Source organism: Micromonospora sp. NPDC048898 (genome assembly GCF_043198035.1).
In the GTDB taxonomy this organism is placed as follows: Bacteria; Actinomycetota; Actinomycetes; order Mycobacteriales; family Micromonosporaceae; genus Micromonospora.
This window is the reverse complement of the sequence record NZ_JBICUF010000001.1, coordinates 1,129,865-1,144,980: the sequence shown is the minus strand read 5'-3', so window position 1 is coordinate 1,144,980 and position 15,116 is coordinate 1,129,865. Positions and strand designations below refer to the sequence as shown.

14 protein-coding genes are annotated in these 15,116 nt (G+C 71.6%); 7 read left to right on the top strand and 7 right to left on the bottom strand.

Translation table 11 applies throughout. The features are described 5' to 3' along the window. Positions 1-65: 65 nt before the first annotated feature. The 3 genes from ACGFIQ_RS05375 to ACGFIQ_RS05365 all read left to right on the top strand — a co-directional run bounded on the left by ACGFIQ_RS05375 (position 66) and on the right by ACGFIQ_RS05365 (position 2,534). Entirely contained in the window at positions 66-698 is a 633-nt protein-coding gene (locus tag ACGFIQ_RS05375) for an MBL fold metallo-hydrolase (protein WP_393239477.1), read from the top strand. A 4-nt stretch (positions 699-702) separates the two neighbouring features. Next, entirely contained in the window at positions 703-1,686 is a 984-nt protein-coding gene (locus ACGFIQ_RS05370) for a hypothetical protein (protein WP_393239474.1), read from the top strand. Between the two features lie 104 nt (positions 1,687-1,790). Next, on the top strand, positions 1,791-2,534 hold the full coding sequence (locus ACGFIQ_RS05365) for a hypothetical protein (protein ID WP_393239471.1): 744 nt from the start codon (positions 1,791-1,793) through the stop codon (positions 2,532-2,534). 75 nt (positions 2,535-2,609) lie between these two features. Here the strand turns inward: ACGFIQ_RS05365 and ACGFIQ_RS05360 are convergent, their stop codons facing one another. Then, the gene (locus ACGFIQ_RS05360; RefSeq protein WP_130407236.1) at positions 2,610-3,065 is read right to left on the bottom strand and encodes a gamma-glutamylcyclotransferase; all 456 of its coding nucleotides are present in this window, start codon (positions 3,063-3,065) and stop codon (positions 2,610-2,612) included. 106 nt (positions 3,066-3,171) lie between these two features. On the opposite strand from ACGFIQ_RS05360, the gene ACGFIQ_RS05355 reads away from it, so the two are divergent. Further along, complete coding sequence (locus ACGFIQ_RS05355) at positions 3,172-4,575, top strand: NAD(P)H-quinone dehydrogenase (protein WP_393239468.1); 1,404 nt, start codon at positions 3,172-3,174, stop codon at positions 4,573-4,575. Here the strand turns inward: ACGFIQ_RS05355 and ACGFIQ_RS05350 are convergent. After that, a complete protein-coding gene (locus ACGFIQ_RS05350) occupies positions 4,553-5,170 on the bottom strand; it encodes a DUF998 domain-containing protein (RefSeq protein WP_393239465.1) in 618 nt (205 codons plus the stop codon). The genes ACGFIQ_RS05355 and ACGFIQ_RS05350 overlap by 23 nt on opposite strands. Before the next feature lie 196 nt (positions 5,171-5,366). On the opposite strand from ACGFIQ_RS05350, the gene ACGFIQ_RS05345 reads away from it, so the two are divergent. Together ACGFIQ_RS05345 and ACGFIQ_RS05340 are read left to right on the top strand one after the other, a co-directional pair. Continuing rightward, the gene (locus ACGFIQ_RS05345) at positions 5,367-5,681 is read left to right on the top strand and encodes a hypothetical protein (protein WP_393239462.1); all 315 of its coding nucleotides are present in this window, start codon (positions 5,367-5,369) and stop codon (positions 5,679-5,681) included. A gap of 2 nt (positions 5,682-5,683) precedes the next feature. Beyond that, positions 5,684-6,337, top strand: coding sequence for a nucleotidyl transferase AbiEii/AbiGii toxin family protein (locus tag ACGFIQ_RS05340; protein WP_393239459.1), 654 nt, complete (start codon positions 5,684-5,686; stop codon positions 6,335-6,337). Between the two features lie 294 nt (positions 6,338-6,631). Here the strand turns inward: ACGFIQ_RS05340 and ACGFIQ_RS05335 are convergent, their stop codons facing one another. Further along, the gene (locus tag ACGFIQ_RS05335; RefSeq protein WP_393239456.1) at positions 6,632-7,255 is read right to left on the bottom strand and encodes a DedA family protein; all 624 of its coding nucleotides are present in this window, start codon (positions 7,253-7,255) and stop codon (positions 6,632-6,634) included. 520 nt (positions 7,256-7,775) lie between these two features. Between ACGFIQ_RS05335 and thrS the strand changes: the two genes are divergently transcribed. After that, positions 7,776-8,993 (top strand): threonine--tRNA ligase, encoded by a 1,218-nt coding sequence (thrS, locus tag ACGFIQ_RS05330; protein ID WP_393239453.1) that lies wholly within the window; start codon positions 7,776-7,778, stop codon positions 8,991-8,993. Positions 8,994-9,052: 59 nt separating this feature from the next. Here the strand turns inward: thrS and ACGFIQ_RS05325 are convergent, their stop codons facing one another. The 4 genes from ACGFIQ_RS05325 to ACGFIQ_RS05310 form a co-directional block, all read right to left on the bottom strand. Beyond that, a complete protein-coding gene (locus tag ACGFIQ_RS05325) occupies positions 9,053-11,149 on the bottom strand; it encodes an ABC transporter ATP-binding protein (protein WP_393239450.1) in 2,097 nt (698 codons plus the stop codon). Continuing rightward, the gene (locus ACGFIQ_RS05320; RefSeq protein WP_393239447.1) at positions 11,146-12,879 is read right to left on the bottom strand and encodes an ABC transporter ATP-binding protein; all 1,734 of its coding nucleotides are present in this window, start codon (positions 12,877-12,879) and stop codon (positions 11,146-11,148) included. Before ACGFIQ_RS05320 ends, ACGFIQ_RS05325 begins: the two co-directional genes overlap by 4 nt. Next, the gene (locus ACGFIQ_RS05315) at positions 12,873-13,355 is read right to left on the bottom strand and encodes a MarR family winged helix-turn-helix transcriptional regulator (RefSeq protein WP_393239444.1); all 483 of its coding nucleotides are present in this window, start codon (positions 13,353-13,355) and stop codon (positions 12,873-12,875) included. Before ACGFIQ_RS05315 ends, ACGFIQ_RS05320 begins: the two co-directional genes overlap by 7 nt. A gap of 256 nt (positions 13,356-13,611) precedes the next feature. Then, positions 13,612-15,051 (bottom strand): GuaB1 family IMP dehydrogenase-related protein, encoded by a 1,440-nt coding sequence (locus ACGFIQ_RS05310; protein ID WP_393239440.1) that lies wholly within the window; start codon positions 15,049-15,051, stop codon positions 13,612-13,614. Positions 15,052-15,116: the final 65 nt, after the last annotated feature.

Below are 15,116 nucleotides of genomic sequence, written 5' to 3'. Positions count from 1 at the left end.
CACACGTCGGCTGGTTCCGGCAGACTGCGCTGAGGACATCACGATTCGATAATCGAGGAGTCACGATGCGGCTCACCAAGTACGCCCACTCCTGCCTCCGGGTGGAACACGACGGGGGAGTGCTCGTCGTCGACCCCGGCGTGTTCAGCGACTCCGCGACGGCGTTGGACGGTGCGGACGCGGTGCTGATCACCCACGAACACCCCGACCACCTCGACCTGGCCGCGGTGCGCCGGCAACTCGACAGGCAGCCGTTCCCGATCCACGGGCCGGCCTCGCTCGCCGGAGCACTCGGCGACACGGCCGAGACGCTGCGCCCGGTCGCCCCCGGTGAGTCGTTCACCGCAGCCGGGGTCGCCGTCCGCGCGTACGGGGGGCGACACGCGGTGATCCACCCCGACATCCCGGTGATCGACAACCTCGGCTACCTGATCAACGACGTGATCTACCACCCGGGCGACTCCCTGGTGGTGCCCGACGAGACACCCGTCGACACCCTCTTCGCGCCGATCCACGCCCCCTGGTCGAAGTTCTCCGAGGTGGTCGACTTCATCCGCGCGGTCGCGCCCCGGCGCGCGTACGCCCTGCACGACGCGTTGCTCAACGACAACGGGTTGGGCGTGCTCGACCGGCAGTACACCGCGCTGTCCGGCACCGAATACCAGCGGCTGGAGCCCGGCAGCCGGGTGGACGTCTGAGGAGATGCCCGGCCCCTCAGCGGAGCTGGTGCAGCAGCTCTACCGCGTACCACCGGACCGGTTCGTGGCCGCCCGGGACGCCGCCGTGGCCGAGGCCCGCCGTGCCGGCGATCCGGGCACCGCCCGACAGCTGGCCCGACTGCGTCGTCCGACGGTGGCCGCCTGGCTGGTGAACCTGCTCGCCATCCAACGCCCGGAGCTGGTCGCCGACCTGGTCCAGCTCGCCGACGCGCTGCGGACGGCCCAGCGCGAGCTGCGGGGTGCCCGACTGCGGGAGTTGTCCGCGCAGCGCCGGGCGGTGGTCGGTGCCCTGGTCGCCGAGGTCCGCAAGCTCGCGGCGGCGGAGCCGGACGCCCCACCGGCCAGCCGGCTGCCACTGGCCGAGGTGGAGGCGACCCTGAACGCGGCGTTCTCCGACGTCGAGGTCGCCGAGCAGGTGCGGGCCGGCCGCCTGCTCCGGGCGACCAGCTACGCCGGCTTCGGCGAGGTGCCCCGGCCACAGCTGCGGCTGGTCACTGGCGAGGACGAGGAGCCGGCGGAGGAACGCCCGGCCCGTCGGCCGAGTGCCCAGCGGGGGCGTCCCGAGGCGGTGCCCCGCACGGACCGGTCGGCGGAGCGCGCCGAGCAGGCCGAACGGACCGCGCAGCGGGCCGCCCGCGCCGAACGGGCCCGGCAGCGCCGCGCCCTGGATCGGGAGCTGGCCAGAGCCCGGACCGACCAGCAGCGCGCGGAGGCCGAGCTGACCGAGGCAGCCGGGCAGGAGCGGGACGACGCTGCCGTACTCGATGGGATCGAGGCCGAACTGGCCGAGCTGGAGCGGCGGCGGGCGGTCGCCGAGCAGGATCTCAGCCGGGCCAAACTCGCTCGGCGTGCCGCCGAGCGGGCGGTCACCGTGGCGCGGCGGCGTGCGGGTGAGGTGGAGGCGGCGGTCGAGGCGTTGGCCGCCGAAGAGGGGGATGCGGAGGCGGGCGGTGGCGCGGCAGACTGACCATCGATGGACGACGACGAGTGTGCGGGCCACCCCGGGCGGGTGACCCCGGGTCGGGGCCCCGTCGTGGTCGACGGACCGGGCTGCCCGAGAGAGCCGCTCGGATGACACCGGAGCAGGTCGCTGCCGCCAGCAAGCCCGTCGTATTGGACCTGGGCGACGCGTTCACCCGGGACCCGGCCACGTTGCGTCGTGCCCGGCTGCTCGGCATCTCCGGCTGGGCGTTCTACATCAGTGGCCGGGCCGGCGCGCTCGGCGACGTGCGGGCCGAGACGGCCGCCGCCGCTCTCGGGTTCATCGCACCGGACGCGGTCGCCGACGGCTGGGACGCCGCCGCCCGGGTCGTCCCGCCCGTCGAGGTGGCGGCGGCGAGCCTCGCCGAGTGCTGCCGGTGGGGGTCGCAGCAGCTCGATGCCCGGCCCGCCACCGAGCGCCTGGCGGTGCTCGTCGAGCGGGCGGTGGCGGCGGCGGACGCCAGCGGGATGCCGCTCTTCGCCGCGTGGCGGGTCATGCCACTGCCGGATCTCTCCCCGGGTGCCCGGAGTGCCGCCGGGCTGCGGCTGTTGCGGGAACACTTCACCGGTGCCTACCTGCTGGCCGTACGCGCCGCCGGGATGACACCGCTGGAGGCCGTGCTGGCCGGCCCGGAGGGGGAGGCCGGGGCGGTGGCCTGCGGCTGGCCGCCGCCCTACCCGCCGATCGGGCCGTTGGTGCGCCGACGACTCTGGGCGGAGGCGGTGACCAACCGTCTCGTGGCGCCGGCGTTCACGGCTCTCGGCCCGGCGGACGGCGCCGAGCTGGTGGAGTTGCTGCACCGCACCCGGGCCGACCTCGCCGCCGGTGTGTGATTGCCGACCCCGGTCGGGCCCGGCCCCCGGTCCGGCCGGCGGCGGGAGCAGACTGGAGGCGTGCGATACGCGCTGCTACGCCGACGCGGTGCCGGTGGGGCGGGACCGCAGTTCGGTGACGTAGTCGTCCGGGGCGCCCGCCTTCTCGGCGGCGTTCGCGATCTCGGACAGATACCACGAGGTCGGCAGGCCGCCCTCGTACCCGTTGAAGACGTAGATCCACGCGGTCACGTCGCCGTCGAGGGTGGAGACCCGGACGTGCAGCTTGCGGTACGTGCCGGCCGTCACGCCCTCGATCTCGTCGAGCTGGCCGGCGTCGTACGGGTGGATGTCGTAGAGCGCCACGAAGACCCGGTCGCCGGGCGACTCGACGAGGGTGCTGACCGCGCCCTCCCACCCGATCACGTCCGCCCCGGCGAAGGTCAGCCGCCAGCCTTCCAGCCAGCCGGTGCCCACCATGGGCGAATGCGGACAGTAGGCACGCATCCGGGCAGGGTCGAGATTTGAGCCGTAGGCGGCGTGATGACGCACGGCGATGACGATAGCCCGGCGGACGGGTGGGGGAGAATACGACAGTGCGTGTCGAATGCGCTCGGGAGAAGAAAGTCACTGTGAGCATGGACGAAGGGCGAACGCTGTGAGCCAGATCGTGATCATCGGTGGGGGGCCGGCCGGGTACGAGGCGGCCCTGGTCGCCGCCCAACTGGACGCCGATGTCACAGTGGTCGAGGCCGACGGGGCGGGCGGAGCGTGTGTGCTCTCCGACTGCGTACCGTCGAAGACCTTCATCGCCAGCTCCCAGGTGGTCACCGGCTATCGGGACACCGAGGAGTTCGGGGTGCACTCGGACGGCCTGGAGGCGGTCACCGTCGACGCACGGGCCGTGCACGAGCGGGTCAAGCGGTTGGCGCTGGCGCAGTCCGCCGACATCCACGCCAAGCTGCTCAAGGCCGGCGTCACAGTCGTGGCCGGCACCGCGCGGCTCGGCGAGGACGCCCTCGGGCACACCCACCGGGTCGTCGTGACTCCCGCGGACGGCGGCGAGGAATACTCCATCGCGGCGACCACCGTGCTGGTGGCCACCGGCTCCACACCCCGCCAGTTGCCCACCGCCGTCCCGGACGGCGAGCGCATCCTGACCTGGCGTCAGGTGTACGACCTGCCGGAGCTGCCCGAGCACCTGATCGTGGTCGGTTCCGGTGTCACCGGCGCGGAGTTCGCCAGCGCGTACCTGGCGATGGGGGTCCAGGTCACCCTCGTGTCCAGCCGCGACCGGGTGATGCCGCACGAGGACGCCGACGCCGCGTCCGCCATCGAACGCGTCTTCCGCAACCGGGGCATGGAGATCCTCAACAACTCCCGGGCCGACGCGGTCCGGCGCACCGCCGACGGCGTCGAGGTGGAGCTCTCCGACGGCCGCAGGGTCACCGGCTCGCACGCGCTGATCACGGTCGGGTCCATCCCGAACACGGCCAACCTGGGCCTGACCGAGTACGGCGTGGAGCTGGGCCGGGGCGGCTACGTGACTGTCGACCGAGCCTCCCGGACCAACGTGCCCGGCATCTACGCCGCCGGTGACTGCACCGGGGTGCTGCTGCTGGCCAGCGTCGCCGCGATGCAGGGTCGGATCGCCATGTGGCACGCGCTCGGTGAGGCGGTGCGCCCGCTGCGGCTGCGTACCGTCGCCGCGAACGTCTTCACCGACCCGGAGCTGGCCACGGTGGGCGTCTCGCAGGACGAGGTGGACGCGGGCAAGACCCCGGCCCGGCAGGTGATGTTGCCGCTGTCCGGCAACGCCCGGGCGAAGATGGACGACCTCTCCGACGGCTTCGTGAAGTTGTTCTGCCGTCCGGCCAGCGGCCAGGTGATCGGCGGTGTGGTGGTCGCGCCGAAGGCCAGCGAGCTGATCCTGCCCATCACCATGGCCGTGGAGAACAACCTGACGGTCAACGAGCTGGCCCAGACCATCACCATCTATCCAAGTCTCTCCGGCTCCATCACCGAGGCGGCCCGCCAGCTCATGCTGCACGAACTGGAGTGACCCGCCGGGTCTGGGTCATCGCCACCGTGGCCAGCACCGCCACCTCGGTAAGGATGAGCAGGCGTTCGGCCAGGCCGATGAGCATCCGGTCGCCGGGATAGGCGGACCAGATCATGGCCGCTGCCAGGGTCAGGCTGAGCAGGACGAGGGTGCGTAGCGTCCGGGCCGCGGGGGCCAGTTCCGGCCGGCGGGCGAGTAACCAACCGCCGACCGGCAGTGCCAGGAAGGCGACGACCGAGGCGTACCGGTGGACGTACGCGGCGGTGGTCATGGCGGTGCCGGGCTCGTTCGTCGGCACCAGCGCGGCCAGCAGCAGCCCGCCCACCCACCCGCCGAGCAGCAGCTCGGCGGTCCCGGTGAGCGGTCGGGGCGGGCCGGTGCGGCGCAGCCCGTACAGCAGCGCCACCGTGGCGAGTGCCAGCACCACCATGGCGACGTCGATGGCGCCGCCCCGGTCGGAGACCGCGAAGTCGCTGATGGTCAGCGCCCACGGGTCGAGGTCGTCGTTGACTTCGAGGTGACCGATCACGGTGAGCAGCGCCGCCAGGGCGATCCCGCCGAGGGCCAGCAGGCCGGTGCTCCGGGTTCCAGGCATGACTCAGCCTGTCGCCGCGGTCACCCGAGCCGGATCCGGGACGCCCACCGAAATCCTTCCCCGGGACCACCCCTAGATGAATGGGCTCGAAGATCGCAGTGGATGTCCTGCCTGCCAGCTGTGCCGCTCCGACGTACGATCTGGGCTAGGAGGTGGATAGATGGCCGGGTCTGGTGCCCCCCCGGGTTCACGCTACGTGGACCAGCGCCACTTCGTGGTCGCCGAGTCCCTGTCTGGCCTGCACGGCCCGGTCCGCGGGGTGGTGACGCTCGACCGCTGGCTCGACTGGTCCGGTGATAGCAGATACGACCTGGACGACGCCGGCGACCTGCAGCTGATGTACCAGGCGGTGCTGAACCAGGCCGGCTCGGCCGCAGACCTGGCCCGATGGCTACACGGGCCGACTCTGCGCCACCTGTGGCCAAGCTTGTGGCTTCCGGCGCGGCTGCGGGCATTGTGGCAGGCACGGTTTCCGGAACTGACCACGCCGCCGCAGGCGCTGGCCGGATAGGAATGGATGACGTTCATCTCCGCCTGGCGGAGATCGGGTTGCGAGTCGCTGCCCGCTACGGGTTCGCGTTGGCCGGCGGGTACGCGGTTGCCGCCCACGGGATCTTGGATCGGCCCAGCGAGGACGTCGACCTGTTCACGGCGTGGGAGCGACGTGGCGAATTCTCCGCAGCGGTGGATGCTGTCGTGGACGGTTACCAGAACGGCGGATACTCCGTCGAGGTGACGCAGCAGTTCGACACCTTCGCACGGCTCGCGGTTACCGACCCAGCTCTACCTGAACATCCGTACAAGGTCGAACTGGCGGCCAACTGGCGCGCGTTGCCGCCGGTGATGATGGACATCGGGCCGGTGCTGCACGCGGATGACGTCGTCGCGGGGAAGATGTCCGCGCTGTACACGCGTGCTGAACCCCGCGACTTCCTGGACATCGACGCGGCGTTCGTTTCCAGCCGCTACACGCGGACGCGGCTGTGCGAGCTGGCCGAACAATCCGATGCAGGGTTCGACCGAAGGATCCTGGCGGACCTGTTCGGCATGCTGGAACGTTATCCAGACCGCCGTTTCACCGCATACGGTGCCGCCCCGGCTGATATTCACGAGATGCGCAAACGCTTCGCGCAGTGGCGTGACGAACTCACCACTGACCTGACGTAGGCATCGATCACGAGGCGTTCGGGCCGCCACGGTTGGGTTGATCAATCCCTTCGGTGCTCACCAATTTCAACATTTGTTCACGCTGCCGAGCACGGCGGGCAACTCGGTCCGGATGATCCCAGGACGACGGATCTAGCGCGCGGGCTTTTGCCTGGACATCCCGCCAACCAGCTCCGCTGAACATCGTTGTGGCTCCTGACCCAAGAAGTTTGTGGCTTAGGTTCTGTGTCAAAGCCCCTGGCCGGTCGTCGTCTGGACTCCGCCTCGGCTCGACCGAGGACTTTGACGCAGACCCTAGTCGAGCGGTATGTCGGTTCCGGGGGCGGCGGCGCGGGCGTGGCGGGCGCTGAGCAGGGTCATCGCCCATCCCGCCGCGGCGAACCCGACGGCGGCGGCGCAGGCGATGATGGCCAGCCGCCACGCCGACTCGGTGAGCGCGGTGCCGCCGAGGTGCCCGACCAGGGCGCCGTAGGTGGCCCAGCCCAGCGCGGCGACCGCCTCGTAGAGCACGAACAGCCGGTACGGGTAGCGGCTGCGGCCCGCCGAGAAGCAGGCTGCCATCCGGCCACCGGGCACGAACCGGCAGAGCAGGATGACCATCGGCCCGGGTTGGCGCAGCCCCCTGGTGACCCGACTGGCCACCCGACGGGCCCGGCTCAGCTCGGCGTGCCGGGGTGCCCGCCGGTCCGGTGCGTTGCGTCCGAGCAGGTAGCAGGCCAGGTCGCCGGCGAAGACGCCGAGTGCGCCGACGGCGATGGTGACCGGCAGGTTGAGCCCGCCGTAGACGGTGAGCGCACCACTGGTGATCATGACGATCTGGGTGGGGATCACCGGGACGAAGGCGTCCGCGATCAGCAGGGCGAGCAGCACCAGGTACGCCCACGTCGGCGATGCGACGTCAGTCAGTAGTTCGGGCACGCCTGCCACCTCGCCGAATGCGGCCGATTGGGTGCCCTGAGCCTGACGGCGTGTCCGGCGTCACGGTGGACAGGCCCGGCCCGTCGTGACGGTCGACACGACAGGACCCACCCGGATACAACGAGGCGAACCAGTCTCGGGTGACGGGTCCGTTGCTCGTCCCACCTGTCCCGGACCGGTCGGCGAATCGGCGTACGTCGGCGTACCTTTGACGGGCGCGGCCCACGCCCGTCGGGTCCCCCGTTCCTGACGAATCGGGCCGCGAGGGCCGCCGGCGGGTCCCGCGCCGGCGGCCCACCTCCTCCCTCGCCGCCGCGAATCCGGGTGCGCCCCCGGTCCTCCGGCGAGTACGGTCGCCGTATGCGCAGTGCGGTAGTGGTGACCACGACGCCGGGAATCCCCGGCGTGCCGCTCTGACGTAACCACAGTCGACCAGGCCCCGGGGCGATCCGCCCCGGAGGGCCGCGCGCCGAACGGAGCCCAGGTCGCCTCCGGGTCGTACCCGATCCAGGAGCCCGACATGATCGACCACCGCAGGCTCGGCCGCGAGCTGGACCTCTTCGTCTCCGATCCGCTGGCCGGCGCCGGCCTGCCGATCTGGCTGCCGGCCGGCGCCGCCGCCCGGCACGCCGTCGAGGAGTACCTCCGGGAGTTGGAACGCCGCTCCGGCCACCAGCACGTCTACTCGCCCCCGCTGGGCAAACGCGAACTGTTCGAACTCTCCGGGCACCTCGGCTACTTCGCCGACGACATGTTCCCGCCGATGCGGCTCAGCGCGGACGACGAGTTCGTGCTCCGGCCGGCGCTCTGCCCACACCACGCCCTGGTCTTCCGCGCCCGGGGTCGCTCCTATCGCGAGCTGCCGCTGCGGATCGCGGAGTTGGGTGGGATGTACCGCTCGGAGCGTTCCGGGGTGCTCGGCGGGCTGTCCCGGGTGCGGGCCATCTCGCTCAACGACGCGCACACCTTCTGCGCCCCCGAGCAGGTGGGCGGGGAGGTCGTCGAGATCCTCCGACTGATCCGCGCCGCGCACGCCGCGCTCGGCGTCCGCCCGGCCGGCTTCCGGCTGTCGCTGCGCGGGCCGGGCGAGAAGTACGTCGGCGACGACGCGCAGTGGGCCCTGGCGGAGGACCTGCTCCGCGGCGCGCTGGCCGGGGTGGAGTACGTCGAGGCGCCGGGGGAGGCGGCCTTCTACGGTCCGAAGATCGACATTCAGATCGTCGACGCCGCCGGCCGGGAGTCGACCATCTCCACCATCCAACTGGACTTCGACAAGCCGGAACGGTTCGACCTGTCGTACACCGACTCGGACGGCAGCCGGCGCCGACCGGTCATGGTGCACCGCAGCCTGGTCGGCAGCATGGAGCGGCTTTTCGCGTACCTCATCGAGGTGCACGAGGGCGCCTTCCCGGCCTGGTACGCGCCGGTCCAACTGGTGCTGCTGCCGGTCGACGACCGGCAGGCCGACGCGGCGGCCGACCTGGCCCGGAGGGCCGTCGACGCCGGCCTGCGGGTCGAGGTGGACGTCGCCGGCTCGCTGGGCGCCCGGATCCGGGACGCGGCCCGCCGCCGCGTCCCGTACCTCGGGGTGTTGGGTGCCCGGGAAGCGGCCGACGGGCGCCTCGCGCTGCGCCTGCGTGGCGGTCGGACCCTGGATCCGATGCCCGTGGACGCGGCGCTCGCCCTGATCGGCGGGCAGGTCGCCGCGCGCGCCGCCGAGCTGCTGCCGGTCGGCTGACCCACCCACCGAGCTGGGGTGGGTCGCCGTCGGTCGCGTGGCGCGCACGGCGACCCGCCTCAGACCGCTGCGGGCTGGGCGGCCGGATCGGCCGCTTCCTCGTCGGCCACGGCACCGGTGAACTGGGAACGGTAGAGCCGGTGGTACGCGCCATGGGTGGCGAGCAACTGCTCGTGGGTGCCCTGCTCGACGATCCGACCGTCCTCCATCATCAGGATCAGGTCGGCGTCGCGGATGGTGGAGAGCCGGTGCGCGATGACGAAGCTGGTCCGGTCCGAACGCAGCGCGGCCATCGCCCGTTGCAGCAGCACCTCGGTGCGGGTGTCCACCGAGCTGGTCGCCTCGTCCAGGATCAGCAGCGACGGCTCGGCGAGGAACGCGCGGGCGATGGTGATGAGCTGCTTCTCACCGGCGCTGACGTTGCTGCCCTCCTCGTCGATGACCGTGTCGTAGCCGTCCGGCAGGCTGCGCACGAACCGGTCCACGAAGGTCGCCCGGGCCGCGGCGAGGATCTCCTCCTCGGTCGCGTCCGGCCGCCCGTAGGCGATGTTGTCGCGGATGGTGCCGCCGAAGAGCCAGGTGTCCTGGAGCACCATGCCGATCCGGCCGCGCAGGTCGTCGCGGCGCATCGTGGTGATGTCCACCCCGTCGAGCGTGATCCGGCCGGCGTCCAGCTCGTAGAACCGCATGACCAGGTTGACCAGGGTCGTCTTGCCGGCGCCGGTCGGCCCGACGATCGCCACCGTGTGCCCCGGCTCGGCGACCAGCGACAGGTCGTCGATCAGCGGCTTGTCCGGCTCGTAGCGGAAGGAGACGTGCTCGAACTCGACCCGCCCGTGCGGGTCGATGACCCGGGCCGGCTGGACCGGGTCGGGGGTCTGCTCGTCGGCGTCGAGCACCGCGAACACCCGCTCGGCCGACGCCACCCCGGACTGGAGCAGGTTGGCCATCGAGGCGAGCTGGGTGAGCGGCTGGGTGAACTGGCGGGAGTACTGGATGAACGCCTGCACGTCACCCAGGCTCATCGCGCCGGAGGCGACCCGCAGCCCGCCGACCACGGCGATCGCCACGTAGCTCAGGTTTCCGATGAACATCATCGACGGCATGATGATCCCGGAGATGAACTGCGCCCCGAAGCTCGCCCGGAACAACTCCTCGTTCTTCGCGTGGAACGCGGCCTCCACCTCACGCTGCCGGCCGAAGACCTTCACCAGCTCATGACCGGTGTACGCCTCCTCGATCTGGCCGTTCAACTCACCGGTGTGGGTCCACTGGGCGATGAACTGCTTCTGCGAGCGCTTGGCGATGCGCTGGGTGACGAGCACCGACAGCGGTACGGCGACCAGGGCCACCAGGGCCAGCAGCGGTGAGATCCAGAACATCGCGGCCAGCACGCCGACGACGGTCAGCAGCGACGTGAGCAGCTGGCTCAGCGTCTGCTGGAGGCTTGTCGAGATGTTGTCGATGTCGTTGGTGACCCGGCTGAGCAGCTCGCCGCGCGGCTGCCGGTCGAAGTACGGCAGCGGCAGCCGGTTGAGCTTCTCCTCCACCTCGGCGCGCAGCCGCAGCACGGTGCGCTGGACCACCCCGTTGAGCAGCCAGCCCTGCCACCAGGACAGCACGCTCGCGGCCAGGTAGAGCCCGAGCGCCAGCAGCAGCACCCGACCCAGGGCGGTGAAGTCGATGCCCACACCGGGCACCACGTCCATCCGGGCCAGCATGTCGGCGAAGCTGTCGTTGCCGCTGGCCCGCGCCGCGGCGACGGCCTGCTCGGCGGTGGTGCCGGCGGGCAGGTCCCGGCCGATCACCCCCGTGAAGATCAGGTCGGTGGCGTGGCCGAGGATCATCGGCCCGGCCACGCTGAACCCGACGCTGACCACGGCCAACGTGATGATCGCGGCCAGGTGCAGCCGGTGCGGGCGTAGCCGGCCGAGCAGCCGTCGGGCGGACGGCCCGAAGTTCATCGACTTCTCGGCGGGCATCCCGGCGCTCATCCACGGTGGGCCACCGCCCGGACGGCCGGGCGGCAGCCGCTTCGGCGTCGCCCCGCCACCGCCGGCCTGCGGTGCGGCTCCGTCGCCTCCCGGCGTCCGTCCGTCGGCGGCCGGCTTCTGACTGGGTACGGCCGCGCCGCGCGGCTCGTCGCGCTCGCTCATGCCGCCACCTCCGTGGTCTGCTGGGACGCCACGATCTCGGCGTACGTCGGGCAGGTCTCCAACAGGTCCGCGTGTCGTCCCACTCCGACGACCCCTCCGTTCTCCAGAACGATGATCTGGTCGGCGTCGATGATCGTGGAGACCCGCTGGGCCACGATGATCACCGCGGACTGCGCGGTGACCGGCCGCAGTGCCGCGCGCAGCCGCGCGTCGGTGCCCAGGTCGAGCGCCGAGAACGAGTCGTCGAAGAGGTAGATCTCCGGCTGCCGCACCAACGCCCGCGCGATCGCCAGGCGCTGCCGCTGCCCCCCGGAGACGGTGGTGCCGCCCTGCGCGACAGGTGCCTCCAGGCCGCCGGGCATCTGGGCCACGAAGTCCCGGGCCTGGGCGATCTCCAGCGCCGCCCACAGCTCCTCGTCGGTGGCGTCCGGGTTGCCGTAGCGCAGGTTGCTGGCGACCGTCCCGGTGAACAGGTACGGCCGCTGCGGCACCAGGCCGATCCGCCGCCACAGCTCGTCGGGCACCAGCTCGCGCACGTCCACCCCGTCGACGAGCACCGCGCCGGCGGTGACGTCGACCAGCCGGGGAATCAGCGACAGCAGTGTCGTCTTGCCGGCGCCGGTGCTGCCGATGATCGCCGTGGTGGTGCCCGGGGTGGCCCGGAAGGAAATGTCCCGCAGCACCGGCTCGACCGCGCCCGGGTACTGGAAGCGCACCCCGCGCAGCTCCAACTCGGCCCGGGTGGCCAGCTCGCTGACCGGTGCGGCGGCCGGGACCACCGAGGAGTCGGTGTCCAGCACCTCGACGATCCGCTCGGCGCAGACCGCGGCCCGGGGCACCATCATCAGCATGAAGGTGGCCATCATCACGGCCATCAGGATCTGCATCAGGTATTGCAGGAACGCGGTGAGCGCGCCGATCTCGATCGCGTTGGCGTCCACCCGCTGCGCGCCGAACCAGAGCACCGCCACGCTGGAGACGTTCAGCACCAGCATGACCACCGGGAAGATCAGCGCCAGCAACCGGCCGGTGCGCAGCGCGGTGGCGGTCAGGTCGGCGTTGGCCACGCCGAAGCGGTCCGTCTCGTACGGCTCGCGGACGAACGCGCGGACCACCCGGATGCCGGTGATCTGCTCGCGCAGCACCCGGTTGACCGTGTCGATGCGGGTCTGCATCAGCCGGAAGCCCGGCACCATCCGACGGATGATCGCGCCGAGCGTGATGGCCAGGACCGGCACGCTGACCAGCATCAGCCAGGAGAGCCCGAGATCCTCGCGCAGCGCCATCACCACGCCGCCGACGCTCATGATCGGCGCGGCGACCAGCATGGTGCAGCTCATCAGGACGAGCATCTGCACCTGTTGCACGTCGTTGGTGTTGCGGGTGATCAGCGACGGCGCCCCGAACCGGGCCACCTCGCGGGCGGAGAAGCGGTTGACGTGCCCGAACAGCGTGGCCCGGACGTCTCGGCCGAAGCCCATCGCGACCCGCGCGCCCAGGTAGACCGCGGCGATCGAACAGACGATCTGGACCAGGCTGACCAGCAGCATCCACCCGCCGGTGTGCACGATGTAGTCGGTGTCGCCCCGGGCCACGCCCTTGTCGATGATGTCGGCGTTGAGGCTGGGCAGGTAGAGCGAGGCCATGGTGCCCACGAACTGGAGCAGCACCACAGCCAGCAGCGGTCGTTGGTAGGTGCGCAGTTGGTTGCGCAACAGTCGGATCAGCACGCCGGGTCCTTCTGCTCGGTAGGGCGGCCGGTCATCCGCGGGTCGTCCCCGCTGCCGATGACCTCCAGCAGGAACTCCCGGATCACCTGGGCCTTCACCGGGTCGGCGTCGACCGAGGTGATGGGGCGCCCGGAGTGGATCTGGGCCGTGAGTGCCGCCACCCGGTCCCGACCGGCGGGGGTGATCGCGAGTCGGATGCTGCGGCGGTCACTGTCGTCGCGCTGCCGCTCGACCAGACCGTCGCGCTCGAGCGTGTCGACGATGCCGGTCAGGGTCGCCGGGCGGACGAAACCCATCTCGGCGACCGCCCGGTGCGGCAGCTCGCCGTGTCGGGCGAGCGTCATCAGGGTCACCATGCCGGCATGGGTGAGGCCGTGCTCCTCGGCGAGATAGCGGTTCCACCGCTGTTCGACGAGGTGCCCGGCCACCAGCAACAGCCGGCCGAGTGGCACGTCCTGGAGGGTCACGATTTCCACAGGCAGCAGATTAGCTCCCTGATAGTCAGGTGCCAAACGATATAACCGCGGCAGTGGCCACGAACACGATCTGCAGGACGGTGCACGGCCCGAACGGGGTGACCGGACGTCCGCCCCCGCCCGCCCCCACCCCGCCTCCGACCCTTCCCCTCCCGCCCCGCCTCCCACCCTTCCCTCGGTTGATCATGAGGTTGTTGCCACGACACGCCGATGCGGAAGGCAATAACTCCATGATCAACGGGGGTGGGGTGGGGTATTACCAGCTGGTGGGTAGGGGCATTCCTTCGGTGAAGCCGGCTGCGCTCTGGACGCCCACGATCGCCTGTTCGTGGAACTGCGTCAGGTTTCGTGCGCCGGCGTAGGTGAAGGCGCTGCGTACCCCGGCGATGATCTCGTCGATCAGGTCCTCGACGCCGGGTCGGGCCGGGTCCAGGTACATCCGGGCCGAGGAGATGCCCTCCTCGAACACCGCCTTGCGGGCCCGGTCGTACGGGCTGTCGTCGGCCGTCCGGGCGCTGACCGCCCGAGCCGAGGCCATCCCGAAGCTCTCCTTGTACCGCCGGCCGTCCGCGTCGGCGTACAGGTCACCGGGGGACTCGTAGGTGCCGGCGAACCACGAGCCGATCATCACGTTCGACGCGCCGGCGGCGAGCGCCAGCGCCACGTCGCGGGGGTGCCGCACCCCACCGTCGGCCCAGACGTGCCGGCCCAGTTGGCGGGCCGCGGTCGCGCAGTCGAGGACGGCGGAGAACTGCGGCCGACCCACGCCTGTCATCATCCGGGTGGTGCACATCGCGCCCGGCCCGACGCCGACCTTGATGATGTCCGCACCTGCCTCGACCAGGTCGCGTACCCCCTCTGCGGTGACCACGTTGCCGGCCGCCACGGGCACCCCCGGGTCCAGCTTGCGGACCGCCTGGAGCGCGGAGAGCATCCGCGCCTGGTGGCCGTGCGCGGTGTCCACGACGAGCGTGTCCACCCCCGCCTCCAACAGGGCGGCGGCCTTGCCTGTCACGTCACCGTTGATCCCGACGGCCGCGGCGATGCGCAGCCGGCCCCGGTCGTCCACGGCCGGCGTGTAGAGGGTGGCGCGCAGCGCGCCCTGGCGGGTCAGCACCCCGACCAGCCGGCCGTCGTCGTCCACCACCGGAGCGAGCCGGCGACGGCCCGCGGAGAGCAGGTCGAAGCCGGTACGCGGGTCCGCGTCCGCCGGGACGGTGTGCAACTCGGTGGACATCACGTGCCGCAGCTGGGCGAACCGGTCCACGCCCGTGGTGTCCGCCTCGGTGACCACGCCCATCGGCCGGCCGGCGTCGTCGACCACGATCACCGCCGCGTGCGAGCGCTTGGGCAGCAGGTGGATGGCGTCACCCACGGTCTCGGTCGGGCCCAGGGTGATCGGCGTGTCGTAGACCAGGTGCCGCTGCTTGACCCAGGCGACGACTGTCGCCACCACCTCGATCGGGATGTCCTGCGGGATCACCGCGATCGCGCCGCGCCGGGCCACCGTTTCGGCCATCCGCCGGCCGGCGACCGCCGTCATGTTGGACACCACGAGCGGGATGGTGGTGCCGGTGCCGTCACCGGTGGACAGGTCGACGTCGAGCCGGGAACCCAGGTCGGAACGGGCCGGCGCCATGAAGACGTCGGTATAGGTCAGATCGTGCGCGGGGGCCGCGCCGTGAAGGAACCGCACCCGACCATCATTCCCGCTCCCGGCCGCCGCTGCCGGGTGCGGTGCCGCAAACCACTCCCACCGCG

Coding starts and splice junctions, on each gene's coding strand:
- ACGFIQ_RS05370 (WP_393239474.1), top strand. CDS start 703: ATGCCCGGCCCCTCAGCGGAGCTGGTGCAGCAGCTCTACCGCGTACCA.
- thrS (WP_393239453.1), top strand. CDS start 7,776: ATGATCGACCACCGCAGGCTCGGCCGCGAGCTGGACCTCTTCGTCTCC.
- ACGFIQ_RS05340 (WP_393239459.1), top strand. CDS start 5,684: ATGGATGACGTTCATCTCCGCCTGGCGGAGATCGGGTTGCGAGTCGCT.
- ACGFIQ_RS05365 (WP_393239471.1), top strand. CDS start 1,791: ATGACACCGGAGCAGGTCGCTGCCGCCAGCAAGCCCGTCGTATTGGAC.
- ACGFIQ_RS05350 (WP_393239465.1), bottom strand. CDS start 5,170: ATGCCTGGAACCCGGAGCACCGGCCTGCTGGCCCTCGGCGGGATCGCC.
- ACGFIQ_RS05375 (WP_393239477.1), top strand. CDS start 66: ATGCGGCTCACCAAGTACGCCCACTCCTGCCTCCGGGTGGAACACGAC.
- ACGFIQ_RS05325 (WP_393239450.1), bottom strand. CDS start 11,149: ATGAGCGAGCGCGACGAGCCGCGCGGCGCGGCCGTACCCAGTCAGAAG.